Origin of the sequence: Rhizobium sullae, from assembly GCF_900169785.1 — a bacterium.
Classification (GTDB): domain Bacteria; phylum Pseudomonadota; class Alphaproteobacteria; order Rhizobiales; family Rhizobiaceae; genus Rhizobium; species Rhizobium sullae.
Window position 1 is genome coordinate 1 of the sequence record NZ_FWER01000037.1, and the last position, 13,107, is coordinate 13,107.

General features: G+C 58.4%; 11 protein-coding genes. 5 read left to right on the top strand and 6 right to left on the bottom strand.

Going from position 1 to position 13,107, the window contains the following annotated elements:
• The coding region (locus BN1800_RS26400; protein WP_087001867.1) for an IS30 family transposase at positions 1-896 on the top strand (896 nt) is incomplete at its 5' end.
• A gap of 10 nt (positions 897-906) precedes the next feature.
• Here the strand turns inward: BN1800_RS26400 and BN1800_RS26405 are convergent.
• Both BN1800_RS26405 and BN1800_RS26410 read right to left on the bottom strand, forming a co-directional pair.
• Positions 907-1,341: a P-loop NTPase family protein gene (locus BN1800_RS26405; RefSeq protein ID WP_244564651.1), complete on the bottom strand. Its 435-nt coding sequence runs from the start codon at positions 1,339-1,341 to the stop codon at positions 907-909.
• A 326-nt stretch (positions 1,342-1,667) separates the two neighbouring features.
• Positions 1,668-3,431, bottom strand: coding sequence for a glucan ABC transporter ATP-binding protein/ permease (locus BN1800_RS26410; protein ID WP_087001814.1), 1,764 nt, complete (start codon positions 3,429-3,431; stop codon positions 1,668-1,670).
• Positions 3,432-3,734: 303 nt separating this feature from the next.
• Here BN1800_RS26410 and BN1800_RS26415 point away from each other — a divergent pair, with 303 nt between their 5' ends.
• The 3 genes from BN1800_RS26415 (at position 3,735) to BN1800_RS26425 (ending at position 8,678) form a co-directional block, all read left to right on the top strand.
• Entirely contained in the window at positions 3,735-4,475 is a 741-nt protein-coding gene (locus BN1800_RS26415; RefSeq protein ID WP_027512059.1) for a LuxR family transcriptional regulator, read from the top strand.
• 116 nt (positions 4,476-4,591) lie between these two features.
• The gene (pyc, locus tag BN1800_RS26420) at positions 4,592-8,056 is read left to right on the top strand and encodes a pyruvate carboxylase (RefSeq protein ID WP_087001815.1); all 3,465 of its coding nucleotides are present in this window, start codon (positions 4,592-4,594) and stop codon (positions 8,054-8,056) included.
• A gap of 61 nt (positions 8,057-8,117) precedes the next feature.
• On the top strand, positions 8,118-8,678 hold the full coding sequence (locus BN1800_RS26425) for an NADPH-dependent FMN reductase (RefSeq protein ID WP_087001816.1): 561 nt from the start codon (positions 8,118-8,120) through the stop codon (positions 8,676-8,678).
• A 126-nt stretch (positions 8,679-8,804) separates the two neighbouring features.
• On the opposite strand, the gene BN1800_RS26430 is transcribed toward BN1800_RS26425, so the two are convergent.
• The 4 genes from BN1800_RS26430 to BN1800_RS26445 form a co-directional block, all read right to left on the bottom strand.
• Entirely contained in the window at positions 8,805-9,662 is an 858-nt protein-coding gene (locus tag BN1800_RS26430) for a class I SAM-dependent methyltransferase (RefSeq protein WP_087001817.1), read from the bottom strand.
• 82 nt (positions 9,663-9,744) lie between these two features.
• Positions 9,745-10,506, bottom strand: coding sequence for an amino acid ABC transporter ATP-binding protein (locus tag BN1800_RS26435; RefSeq protein WP_087001818.1), 762 nt, complete (start codon positions 10,504-10,506; stop codon positions 9,745-9,747).
• On the bottom strand, positions 10,503-11,183 hold the full coding sequence (locus tag BN1800_RS26440; RefSeq protein WP_087001819.1) for an amino acid ABC transporter permease: 681 nt from the start codon (positions 11,181-11,183) through the stop codon (positions 10,503-10,505). The genes BN1800_RS26435 and BN1800_RS26440 overlap by 4 nt, the downstream gene beginning before the upstream one ends.
• Before the next feature lie 103 nt (positions 11,184-11,286).
• The gene (locus BN1800_RS26445; protein WP_087001820.1) at positions 11,287-12,060 is read right to left on the bottom strand and encodes an amino acid ABC transporter substrate-binding protein; all 774 of its coding nucleotides are present in this window, start codon (positions 12,058-12,060) and stop codon (positions 11,287-11,289) included.
• 242 nt (positions 12,061-12,302) lie between these two features.
• Here BN1800_RS26445 and BN1800_RS26450 point away from each other — a divergent pair, with 242 nt between their 5' ends.
• On the top strand, positions 12,303-13,094 hold the full coding sequence (locus BN1800_RS26450; RefSeq protein ID WP_087001821.1) for a DeoR/GlpR family DNA-binding transcription regulator: 792 nt from the start codon (positions 12,303-12,305) through the stop codon (positions 13,092-13,094).
• Positions 13,095-13,107: the final 13 nt, after the last annotated feature.

Below are 13,107 nucleotides of genomic sequence, written 5' to 3' on the forward strand. Positions count from 1 at the left end.
GTCGATCTCCCTCTACGATCAGTCGTGAAGTCCGTCGCAATGGTGGGCTGGCTTGCTATCGGGCAGCACGTTCCGATCAGGCTGCCTGGGATCGATCCTTGCGTCCCAAGCCGTGCAAGCTGGCTTGCTATGTTTCCTTGGCCCGCACAGTATCTGCCAAGCTACAGCGGAAATGGTCGCCAGAGCAGATTGCTGGCTGGCTCAAGCGTACTTACCCAGGGGAGCCACTCAAACAGGTGTCGCACGAAACGATCTATCGCAGCCTGTACATTCAGGCCCGCGGGGTGCTGAAAAAGGAATTGCTTGAACACCTTAGGGCAAGAAGGACAATCCGTCGTTCCCGGCACGCCAGCATCAAACGGAGTGGATTGGGCCAGATCAAGGATGCGATATCCATAAGCGAGAGACCTCCGTCTGTCGAAGATCGTGCCGTTCCCGGCCATTGGGAGGGCGACCTCATCGGCGGGTCCCGGAACAGCTACATAGCGACGCTGGTCGAGCGTCACTCGCGCTATGTGATGCTGATCAAGGTCGCCAATAAGGATACCGAAAGCGTGGTTTCTGCCTTGATCAGGCAGTCGCAAAAACTACCGGCTGAACTCTATCAATCACTGACCTGGGATCGGGGAAAGGAACTGGCCGACCACCAGCGACTGGCAATCGCCGCTGACGTTGAGATCTACTTCTGCGATCCTCGATCACCCTGGCAGCGCGGTTCGAATGAAAACACCAATCGGTTGCTGCGCCAATATCTCCCACGCGGCACCGACCTGTCCATCCACAGCCAAGCCAAGCTCAGTGCTATCGCAAGGCAGCTCAACGAACGTCCAAGAAAGACCTTGCTTTATCAGACGCCCGCGGAGAGGTTTGCAGAGTGTGTTGCAGCGATTAGTTGAACCCACCGCCCTAAGCGGTCATCGCACGGACACACTCTATGTATGCGACAATGTCAGCCCTATTCCTGAAAATTATTTTAGAACCTACAAATGCATCGAATAGCTTCTGATGGCCTGAATAGGAGGTCGAAGAGTTCTCGCGCTGGCGATATTCTTTTATCCACTCGATCAGTTCTTTCAGACCTTTTTCGCTGCCACCACCTTGATTGCCTCTAGCCGTAGCATTCGCAACGCACTCATCCTCGGGGAGGTCGATGCACACCAGCGTCGTCGTTCGTCCCAGCACACCCTCCGCCAGCCAGCCATAGACCCCCTCCATCAACCAGGCCTCTGCTTTTGCAGCTTCAACGACCTCGTCGAACACGAGTCGATTGTTTCGCGCTACGCCATACTGACCGGGAACCCAACGTAAATCATCGAGATGAATCGTTGGACGGCCGATCAAGATACCAATCTGACGAGCGAGCTAGGTCTTACCTGTCCCGCCATTCCCGAAGATCAATATCCGCTGAAGTTGTTCCTGCTGGACTGGACGCATGTTGTTTCCCCCGACAGGCAGTTACGGCGAAAATATCATGAAAACAATATGATCGCATTTGGGTGCATAGTTGCCGTCCCCGTCATGGCTCCAGCCCTCGACACTGCTGGTCAAGGTGTGAGCGGGTAAACGCTTACGATTCATCAGCGGTCACCGAACAAAGTCCGAGGAAATCAAATCAAAAAGGCCGGAAGGTTTTCCCTCCGACCCTTTAATTTCGTTTTCGAACCTGGTTAAGCAGCTTCGGTCGTGTGAGCCTTGCGGACTTCCTCGTCCGTCAGGATACCGCTAGCGCGAAGCAGTGCGGCAAAGCGACCATTGCTGTGGCTGAGTTCATCGAAGCTACCCTGTTCGACGATCCGGCCATTGTCGAGGAAAAGCACCTTATCTGCTTCGCGAACCGTCGACAGGCGGTGCGCGATGATGAAGGTGGTGCGGTTCTGGCGAAGGTTGTCGATCGCAGCCTTCACCCGGTTCTCGGTTTCCACGTCCAGCGCGCTGGTCGCCTCATCGAGAACCAGGATTGGTGCGTCCTTGAGGATCGCGCGGGCGATGGCCACACGCTGACGCTCACCGCCTGAAAGCCTGTTGCCACGCTCGCCGACATGCGTTTCATACTGCGCCTCGCGCGTCTCGATGAAGTCCGCAGCAGCTGCCGCTTCAGCAGCGCGGCGCATCTCCTCCTCGCTGGCACCTTCGCGTCCAAGACGAATGTTGTCGCTGATCGAGCGGTTCAGCAGACCCGCATCCTGGAACACGGTGGCGATGTAACGGCGCAGCGACTTGCGGGTGACCTTGGTGATGTCGTGACTATCCACCAGGATCTTGCCGCTATCCGGATCGTAGACGCGCTGCAGCAGATTGACGAGCGTCGTCTTACCCGCGCCGGTTGGGCCTACGATCGCGACCGTCTGGCCTGCCTTCACCGAGAAGGAGACATTGTGCAGGCCCTGCGACGAGTTGCCGAAGCCGAAGGAGACGTCGCGGAATTCGACTTCGCCCTTGACATCCTTGATGTCGGCATTGCCCGCCGGTTCTTCGCGCTCGCGGACGGAGTCTTCGAGCATATAGAAGTCTTCAAGCTTCGAGCGGGCTTCGAAAATCTGCGTAGCGAACTGGCGCATCTGGTCGAGGCGGGAGATCAGCAGGTTTGCAAAGCCGATGAAGGCGATGACGTCACCGATCCGCAGTTCGCCGGCCTGAACCAGCAGCGTGCCGATCACAAGGATAATCATCATGGCGATGGTCGATGCCATGCGGTTCAGCGCACCGGCAAGCGCCCACCAGTCGAGCACCGGGTACTGAGCCTGCAGGAGCCGGTCGGCAAAGCCCCTGAGCGCCTTGGTTTCAGCCTCGATGCGGTTGTAGCTGTGCAGTACCGAAACGTTGCTGATTGAGTCGCTCACATGCGAGAAAACGGTATGGTAGTGGTTCTCGACCGAAGCCTGGCCGTCCTTCGTGCGGCTCATGACCAGACGGCCAATCAGCCAGTAGGCAAGACCAAGCACGACCAGAACGCCTGACAATCGCAGGTCCATGGACATGGCGGTCGGCACCAGGAGTGCAATGGCGACGACAGTCGAGAGGTGATTGCGCATGAATTCGAGCCAGAGGCCGAACAGCGTTTCGCAAGCGCGCAGCAGCGTATGCAGCGCGTTCGACGTGCCACGCTGGTGATGCCAGGAGAGCGGCATCGAGATGATGCGGCCGAATGCTTCCGTCAGCAAAGTCGCCCGCCGGCCGTGGGCTAGTCTGTCTGCCTCGCGGGCGACAAGAACGAAGGCGATCGTATTGAAGACGGCAAATCCGGCCCACATGAACAGGATGGGCTTGACCTCACCCTTGCCTGAGATGGCATCGATGATGCGACCGAACAGGATAGGCTCCGCAATCGTGATCGCGGCCAGAACAATGTTCGCAACGACCACCAGGGATACGCGGAGCTTGTAAGCGCCAAGGTAGCGCAAAGCTCTGGCATAGACCTTGAATAACGACACGGCGGTACCTCTTGTGTGGATCTGCAAAAACGGGATGGCGCGATGCTATGAAAAGACACCTGAACCGACGATTAACGGCGCATTCAGGTGAGGTGTTTCTGCAGGATGTGACGAGGCAACTGCGGTGGAAAGCTGCCCAACCGATCGGGAGTGCAACAATTTCCACTTGTATTTAAACCAAGCTTTAGCAATCCATAAACCTTATATGGAGCCAGCTTGTTAATCGAAGACCGTCGCCGCCACGTCCAGGTGGTCCGATCGGCGGATCTCACCTATCGCCCATTGCCGGGCAAGGGGCATTTTGTGAATATCCATTCTTTGGTTCAATTGCTTGTCGTCATAGAAGAATGCAAGAAGCCGGAAAACGTCGTTGAGGAGCTCCGGCGGGCCGTCCATTCCTATGGCTTCGAATATTATGGACTGCTTCGCCACCTGAAGCAGAGCCAAGATCCATGGGGCCTCGTTCTTGCGGGGCATTGGCCCGAGCAGTGGCCGCAAACATACGTTGCAAAAAAATATGTCCTCATAGATCCAACGGTCAGGTATCTGGCGCAGGCGCAAAGGCCGTTTCGATGGAAGGACAGCCTTGCCGCCTACCGTCGCGACCCGCATCAGCGGCGCATGGAGCAGATGATGGCGGATGCCCATGCCCACGGCCTCCGCGACGGGTACATCTTCCCCATTCACGGAAAGAGCGGCGTGCTCGGAAATCTGAGCGTCGGCGGTGGGCCTGTGGAATTGTCGCCGGTCGAGATGTCGTTGTTCGAAACGGTTGCACGCAAAGCGTTCTGGCGGCTGCTTGATCTCAAGGGCGAAGCGAAGGCACTCGAAAGCACTTCATTGCTCGAGATGCCGTTGACGCGCCGGGAACTGGAAATCCTCCACTATCTGGCGGACGGCCTCACCTCGATCGAGATCAGCAAGGTGCTGAATATATCGAACCATACGGTCGATTGGTATATGAATGGGCTGCAGGACAAGCTGAAAGCCAAGAATCGCCAGCAGGCGGTGGCGCTGGCTTTCCGTCATGGGCTCGTTATCTGACCCTCGCATTTGGGAAACTCTATTTCGCAAGGGAAATTGAACTTTTCGTAACGGCGCGTTAAGAATTTTCTTCGCGGGTGCAGCATTGCCCGTTTCGATGCCGTGAGGAGAGCGCATTGCCCATTTCCAAGATACTCGTTGCCAACCGTTCCGAAATTGCCATCCGCGTGTTCCGCGCGGCCAATGAGCTGGGGATAAAAACGGTCGCGATATGGGCGGAAGAGGACAAACTGGCGCTGCATCGCTTCAAGGCGGACGAAAGCTATCAGGTCGGCCGCGGCCCGCATCTTGACCGCGACCTCGGGCCGATCGAAAGCTATCTTTCGATCGATGAGGTGATCCGCGTCGCCAAGCTCTCTGGTGCCGATGCAATCCACCCGGGTTATGGCCTCCTGTCCGAGAGCCCCGAATTCGTGGACGCCTGCAACAAGGCCGGCATCACCTTCATCGGCCCGAAGGCCGATACGATGCGTCAGCTCGGCAACAAGGTCGCCGCGCGCAATCTGGCGATCTCGGTCGGCGTGCCAGTGGTTCCGGCAACTGAGCCGCTGCCGGACGACATGGCGGAGGTCGCCAAGATGGCCGAGCAGATTGGCTATCCGGTGATGCTCAAAGCTTCTTGGGGCGGCGGCGGGCGCGGTATGCGGGCCATTCGTGACCCGAAGGACCTTGCCCGTGAGGTGACGGAAGCCAAGCGCGAGGCAATGGCGGCCTTCGGCAAGGATGAAGTCTATCTGGAAAAGCTTGTCGAGCGTGCCCGCCACGTCGAAAGCCAGATCCTCGGCGATACCCACGGCAATGTCGTGCATCTCTTTGAGCGCGATTGCTCGATCCAGCGCCGCAACCAGAAGGTCGTCGAGCGTGCGCCGGCACCTTACCTGGCAGAAGCCCAACGCCAGGAGCTTGCCGCCTACTCGCTGAAGATCGCCAAGGCGACGAACTATATCGGCGCCGGCACCGTCGAATATCTGATGGATGCCGATACCGGCAAGTTCTACTTCATCGAAGTAAACCCGCGCATCCAGGTCGAGCACACGGTTACCGAAGTTGTGACCGGCATCGATATCGTCAAGGCGCAGATCCATATCCTCGACGGCTACGCGATCGGTACACCGGAATCGGGTGTTCCCAAGCAGCAGGATATCAAACTCAACGGTCACGCGCTGCAATGCCGTATCACGACGGAAGATCCGGAACATAACTTCATTCCGGACTACGGCCGCATCACCGCCTATCGCTCGGCCTCGGGTTTCGGCATCCGTCTTGATGGCGGCACGTCCTATTCGGGCGCGATCATCACCCGCTATTACGATCCACTGCTCGTCAAGGTGACGGCCTGGGCGCCGAATCCGCTGGAGGCGATCTCCCGCATGGATCGGGCGCTGCGTGAATTCCGCATCCGTGGCGTGGCGACCAACCTCACCTTCCTTGAAGCGATCATCGGGCACCCGAAGTTCAAGGACAACAGCTATACGACCCGTTTCATCGATACGACGCCGGAGCTCTTCCAGCAGGTCAAGCGTCAGGACCGCGCGACGAAGCTTTTGACCTACCTTGCCGACGTCACAGTCAACGGCCATCCGGAGGCAAAGGACCGCCCACGGCCTTCGGAAGATGCAGCCAAGCCTGTTGTGCCCTACGCCAACGGCAGCAAGGTCCAGGACGGCACCAAACAGCTTCTCGACAAGCTCGGCCCGAAGAAGTTCGGCGAGTGGATGCGCAATGAAAAGCGTGTTCTGATGACCGATACGACGATGCGTGACGGCCATCAGTCGCTGCTCGCGACGCGCATGCGCACCTATGATATCGCCCGCGTCGCCGGCACCTACGCACATGCGTTACCGAACCTGCTGTCGCTCGAATGCTGGGGTGGTGCGACGTTTGACGTTTCCATGCGCTTCCTGACGGAAGATCCATGGGAGCGTCTGGCGCTGATCCGTGAAGGTGCACCGAACCTGCTCCTGCAGATGCTGCTGCGCGGCGCCAATGGCGTCGGCTACACGAACTATCCGGATAACGTCGTCAAATACTTCGTCCGTCAGGCGGCCAAGGGCGGCATCGACCTCTTCCGTGTCTTCGACTGCCTGAACTGGGTCGAGAACATGCGTGTCTCGATGGATGCCGTAGCGGAAGAGAACAAGCTCTGTGAAGCGGCCATCTGCTATACCGGCGATATCCTGAATTCGGCGCGCCCGAAGTACGATCTAAAATACTATACCGATCTTGCCGTTCAGCTCGAAAAGGCCGGCGCGCACATTATCGCGCTGAAGGATATGGCCGGCCTGCTGAAGCCCGCCGCCGCGAAAGTCCTCTTCAAGGCCCTGCGTGACGCGACAACCCTGCCGATCCATTTTCATACGCATGATACCTCCGGTATTGCCGCTGCAACCGTGCTTGCAGCCGTCGATGCCGGTGTCGACGCGGTCGACGCCGCCATGGATGCGCTGTCCGGCAATACCTCGCAGCCCTGTCTCGGTTCGATCGTCGAAGCGCTGCGCGGATCGGATCGGGATCCCGGGCTCGATCCGGAATGGATCCGGCGCGTCTCCTTCTATTGGGAAGCGGTACGCAACCAGTACGCAGCCTTTGAGAGTGATCTCAAGGGGCCGGCGTCGGAAGTCTATCTGCACGAAATGCCCGGTGGGCAGTTCACCAACCTCAAGGAGCAGGCCCGCTCGCTCGGCCTCGAAACCCGCTGGCATAGGGTGGCGCAGGCTTACGCCGACGCCAACCAGATGTTCGGCGATATCGTCAAGGTGACACCGTCTTCCAAGGTAGTGGGCGACATGGCGCTGATGATGGTTTCGCAGGATCTGACGGTTGCCGATGTTGTCAGTGCGGATAAGGAAGTCTCCTTCCCGGAATCTGTCATCTCGATGCTAAAGGGCGATCTAGGCCAGCCGCCGGGTGGATGGCCGGAAGCGCTGCAGAAGAAGGCGCTGAAGGGCGAGAAGCCCTATACGGTTCGTCCGGGCTCGCTGCTCGAAGACGCCGATCTCGACGCCGAGCGCAAGGTGATCGAGACCAAACTCGAACGGACGGTCAGCGATTTCGAATTTGCCTCCTACCTTATGTATCCGAAGGTTTTCACGGATTTTGCGCTCGCTTCCGATACTTACGGCCCGGTCTCGGTTATCCCTACGCTCGCCTATTTCTACGGCCTGGAGGACGGCGAGGAACTCTTTGCCGATATCGAAAAGGGCAAGACGCTGGTTGTCGTCAATCAGGCGATGAGCGGTACGGACAGCCAGGGCATGGTGACGGCTTTCTTCGAGCTTAACGGCCAGCCGCGCCGCATCAAGGTGCCGGATCGTGCGCATGGCGCTTCCGGTGCCGCTGCCCGCCGGAAGGCCGAGCCTGGAAACGCCGCCCATGTCGGCGCGCCGATGCCGGGCGTCATTTCCCGCGTTTTCGTTTCGCCGGGCCAGGCGGTCAGCGCCGGCGACGTGCTGGTCTCGATAGAGGCCATGAAGATGGAGACAGCGATCCACGCGGAAAAAGACGGCACGGTCGCCGAAGTGCTCGTCAAGGCCGGCGACCAGATCGACGCCAAGGATCTGCTGGTCAGCTATGCCGGCTAACCGGAAGCCGAAGGGTTAGGGTGGCGCCAAGGTCGCCCTTTCGTTGTAAGGAAGGCCGAAAATGAACAAGCTCAAGATTGCAGTTGTCGTCGGAAGCACACGCATCCGTCGCTTTGCCGATCATCCGGCGAAGTGGATTGCAGAGATTGCCGCGCAGCGGCCGAAATTTGAAGTCGAAGTGCTCGATCTTCTCGACTACCCCATGGCTTTCTTCGGTGAAGCACGTGCGGTGGAAGCTGAGAGCGAAACGGCGGAGCGCTGGAAGAAGAAGCTGCGCGAGTTCGACGGCTTCATTTTCACTGTTGCCGAATACAATCACGGGCCGACGGCCGTGCTCAAGAATGCCATCGACCTCGGCGACTTCATCCAGAAGCCGGTTGCCTTTGTCGGCTATGGCGGCGTCGGCGGTGCGCGTGCCGTCGAGCAATTGCGGCTGGTCTTCGTTGAAATGGGCGCTGCTTCGGTAAAGACCGGCGTCCATATATCGTTCCCGGAATATCTCGCCGTTGCCAAGGAAGGCAAAAGCCTCAGCGATTATCCGCACCTTGTCGAAGCGGCGAAGAACCAGCTCGATCAGTTGGCCTGGTGGGGCAAAGCACTGAAGGCGGCGCGCTCGCAGTAAACGAGAGCTGCAGTGCTGGGCCGCGTGGTGAAAATCTGACGCTCGGATCCGGAGCCGAAAAACCATTTTCGAGGCCTTCAATCGGACAAGCGTTTGAGCTGTCGGAGCTGGATCGCGCACGAAGTCCTATCTTTTCAACCCGGAAATGCGTCCCAAGCCGGCAGCGCTTGGCTGGAGCTGCGCGCGTCGGGCGGTATATATTGCAGTTGTCATGTTACGATCTACGCGGCCCGCAAACTGCCCTGTTACAATTTCGGTCAAAGCATCGAGCAGATGGGCGCGCTCTGTTGGCGCAAGGGCGGAAACATTAGAGTACGTGGCATAGAGGCTACGCACGCCAGCCGCATCAAGCCTCAATGTCCAGCGGATAAATTCAGGAGGATCGGGTACGAACCCAGCATCCGTCATCTCCTGAATTCGTGCATCCGTATCAAGCGCATAAGGAGAACTGTCGGCCCCACCCGCTGACGGGCTCGCACGATGGCCAACGAACAAATGCTTGGTGGCATCATGAAAGGGATCGGGCCGACTTACATCGCCAAAGACGTTCCACCAAAGGGCGACCGCGCCGCCCGGTCGCAGCAATTCATGAATTCGTCTCAGAGCAGGCGTAGCTTCCAGCCAGTGAAAAGCCGTCGCACTGGCAACCAGGTCGAACGAGGCAGGCTCCGGGTTTGCGTCTTCAAAAGGCAGCGCGAGCACCTGCAGGCAGTCGTCCGCAATCGAGGTTTGCAGGAAGTCTGCCAGCCGCATGTCAGGTTCAACCGCTGCCAACCGCCGCGGCTTGTGCGCCAGCAATTCTGCCGTTGCAAGGCCAGTACCAGCGCCGATCTCCAAAATATCAATGCCGGGTCCAAGGTTAGAGCGTTCGCGCAACAGCTGCCATGTTTCTTCAGGATAGCGCGGGCGGGCAGCATGATAGTTGGACGGTTCGGCCCCGAATGCCACACGACCAAACACACGATCCAGTGTGGGAACTGTCATCGCGTCCTCCCAACGGCACTGACCACTTAGACCTTTTTCGCCCGTGATGTGCATATTATTGAAGTAGCATGAGTCTTCACCACTAGATTTCGTAGGTATGTGCGGCGTTGATCGTCGAAATGAAGCGCTTGGTACGCTCACGCTCTGGCGCGGTGAAGATGGCCTTCGCCGCCCCGGTTTCGACGACGTTTCCTGCTTCTAAGAAGACGACGTTGTGGGCGATTTTCGAGGCGAGCCGCAAATCATGCGTTGCGATGACCATGGTCGTGCCTTCGCTGGCCAGCTTTGCAAGAACATCGACGACTTCCGCCGAAAGTTCGGGATCGAGCGCCGAGGTCGGCTCGTCGCAGAGCAAGACGCGTGGCGAGGGGGCCAATGCACGGGCGATCGCGACACGCTGCTGCTGGCCGCCGGAAAGCGTCGAAGGCCACGCATCGGCCTTATGCGCCATTCCTACCTTGGTCAGCAGTTCCATGGCGCGGGCATGGGCCCTTTCCTTCGGCCACTTCAGAACGGTCACCAGACCTTCCATGACGTTTTCGATTGCGGTTTGATGCGGGAAGAGCTGGAAATTCTGGAAGACCATCCCCGTCTGGCGGCGAATCTTCTGGATCGCTGGCCAACCCGTTTTCCTGCCGGGTACAAAATCCAGCTTCTCTTTGCCGATCCTGATGGATCCTGTTGTCGGTATCTCAAGCAGGTTGATGCAACGGAGAAGCGTACTCTTGCCGCCGCCGGAGGGACCTACGAGGGCCGTGACGCTGCCTTCCGGAATGCGGATGGTGATATCCCTGAGGATGACGGCATCGCCGAAACGTTTCTCGATGTTGGAAAGCTCGATCATGCATTTGTCTCCAGCGTGCCGCCGTAGCGCGCGAAGCGGCGCTCGAGGCGCACCTGCAGCGCTGAGAGAACAGAGCTCAGCACGAGGTAGATCAGCGCCGCCTCGATATAAAGGATCAGCGGCTCATAGGTTGTCGCAACGACGCGCTGTGCAGCCTGGAAAAGTTCGGGCACGGTGATTGCTGCTGCCAGCGAGGTATCTTTCACCAATGAAATGAATGTGTTCGAGAGCGGCGGCACGGCAACGCGGCCGGCCTGCGGCAGAATCGTGCGGCTCATTGCCTGCCGCCAAGTCATGCCGATCGAATAGGCAGCTTCCCATTGTCCCTTCGAAACGGAGGAGATGACGGCCCGGATGATTTCAGAACTGTAAGCACCGATATTCAGCGTGAAGCCGATCAGAGCCGCCGGAAAGGCGTCAAGCAGAATGCCGACGCTCGGGAGGCCGTAGAAAATGACGAAGAGCTGCACGAGCAGCGGCGTGCCACGGATCACCCAGACGTAGAACCGCGCGATTGAAGCAACCGGAGCCGGGCCAAAGAGGCGAGCCACGGCAGTCACCAGCCCGAGCGCCAGGCCGAAGACGAAGGAGAGCAGGGTCAGCGGTATGGTGAAGATCAGTCCGGCCCACAAAAGGGTGGGGAGTGATTCCGCCATCAGTTGAAGCCAGTGCGGCACGGGTGTGTTCCTTGATAAAAGGGCGTCCAGCGGGATTTCGCTGGACGCTCTTTAGCAGATATAGAGGATGTGCCGGCGGCAGGAAACCGCTCCTCTGGAGCGCTTACTTCGAGACGTCTTGGCCAAAATATTTATCGGCGATCTTCTTATAGGTGCCGTCGGTCTTGATGTCTGCCAGCGCCTTGTTGATCGCCTCGAGCAGTTCCGGCTCTCCCTTGCGGATGATGATGCCGGAGTAGTCGGCGTTTTCCTGCTCGGCTGCAATCTTCACATTTGCGTCCGGCTTGTGCTTCTTGAAATCCAGAAAAGAGAGGCTGTCGTTGATCGTCGCATCGGCGCGGCCGGTCAGCACGAGCTGGATAGACTGGTCGAAACCTTCGGTGCCGACGAGTTCTGCGCCGGATTGCTCGGCGAGCTTGCCGAAGTTGCTCGTCAACGATTGGGCAGATTTCTTGCCCTTCAGGTCCGCAAAGCTCTTGATGCTGTCGTCGTCTGCGCGGGCGATGAGCACGGCCTTGGATGCGATATAGGGCTCGGAGAAGTCGTACTTCTGCTTGCGGGTTTCGGTGATGCCGACCTGGTTGATGACGGTATCGTAGCGCTTGGCATCGAGGCCGGCGATCAGGCCGTCCCACTTGCCTTCAACGAACTCAGCCTTGACGCCGAGCTTGGCGGCAATCGCTTCGCCGATCTCGACGTCGAAGCCCACGAGCTTGTTGCTTTCATCATGATAGGTGAAAGGCGCGTAGGTGCCTTCGGTGCCGATCTTCAAAACGCCTGCCGACTTGATGGCGTTGAGATTTTCGCCGGCCTGGGCGGAGACGAAAGCAGCGGCTGAGATAAGGGCTGCTGCGGCGATGGTCTTGAGGAGTTTCATGTTTTGCAGGTCCAATGTGGGAGGAATTCAATGAGAGATAGATCGCAGAAAATAGGGCGTCGCGAAGCGTAGAAAACTGCAAAGAAATTGGGCAACTGCAAATATTTTTCTCATTTGTCTGGCTTTTGACGCGGCCTGTTTCAGGGCGTCAGAAAACGTGCGTCCGATGCCTATTGTGTGCACGTTGATATACGTTTATGCACGTTCTTAGAATTTAATGCCAACTTGTGAGCTAAACAGGCATGAACACGACAGAGATGCTGTTGAAGGAGCGGCAGAACATCATATCGGGCAAGCTTCAAGCAAACGGCCGCGTGCTTGCAGCTGAACTCGCTCTGGAATTCAGGGTCTCAGAAGACACGATCCGCCGGGATCTGCGCGAGATGGCGGCTGCTGGGCTTTGCGAGCGGGTCTATGGTGGTGCGCTGCCGATTTCGCCGGCGGGCGGCAGCCTCAAGCAGCGAATGGATATTGCCCTTGATCGCAAAGAACGGCTGGCGCAGGCCGCCGTCTCGCAGATTGCGCCCGGGTCGACGGTATTCTTCGATGCCGGGAGCACCAATCTTGCGATTGCCAATGCACTTCCATCAGACATGAGACTGACGGCTGCAACGAATGCTCCGGCGATCGCCGCGGCGCTGATGGACAACGGCGGTGTCGACGTCATCGTGATCGGCGGTATGGTCAACCGGCAGGTGGGCGGCGCGCTCGGCGCCAAGGCGATGCGGGATATGGAGCAGCTCTCGCCCGATCTTTGCATTCTCGGCGCCTGCGGCATCGATCTGGAAGCAGGTGTCACGACCTTCGGTTTCGAGGATGCGGAGTTCAAGCGGTTTGCGACATCAAGGAGCCGGAAGGTTCTGGTTGCGGTGACTTCGGAAAAATTTGGGACAGCGGCGCCGCACAGCGTTTTGCCGGTTGCGCATTGCGAATGCCTTGTGGTCGAGCACGATGCCGATGAGGCCCTGCTTGCAGCCTACCGTGAGCGGGGTTGCCGGACCGTCAAGGCCGGAAGGCTCGATGAATTGAGATGAGGAGCCGACTCGT

What these genes read in the sequence shown, in the direction of transcription:
- BN1800_RS26450 (WP_087001821.1), top strand. Translation starts at nt 12,303, where the DNA reads ATGAACACGACAGAGATGCTGTTGAAGGAGCGGCAGAACATCATATCG.
- BN1800_RS26430 (WP_087001817.1), bottom strand. Translation starts at nt 9,662, where the DNA reads ATGACAGTTCCCACACTGGATCGTGTGTTTGGTCGTGTGGCATTCGGG.
- BN1800_RS26435 (WP_087001818.1), bottom strand. Translation starts at nt 10,506, where the DNA reads ATGATCGAGCTTTCCAACATCGAGAAACGTTTCGGCGATGCCGTCATC.
- BN1800_RS26445 (WP_087001820.1), bottom strand. Translation starts at nt 12,060, where the DNA reads ATGAAACTCCTCAAGACCATCGCCGCAGCAGCCCTTATCTCAGCCGCT.
- BN1800_RS26425 (WP_087001816.1), top strand. Translation starts at nt 8,118, where the DNA reads ATGAACAAGCTCAAGATTGCAGTTGTCGTCGGAAGCACACGCATCCGT.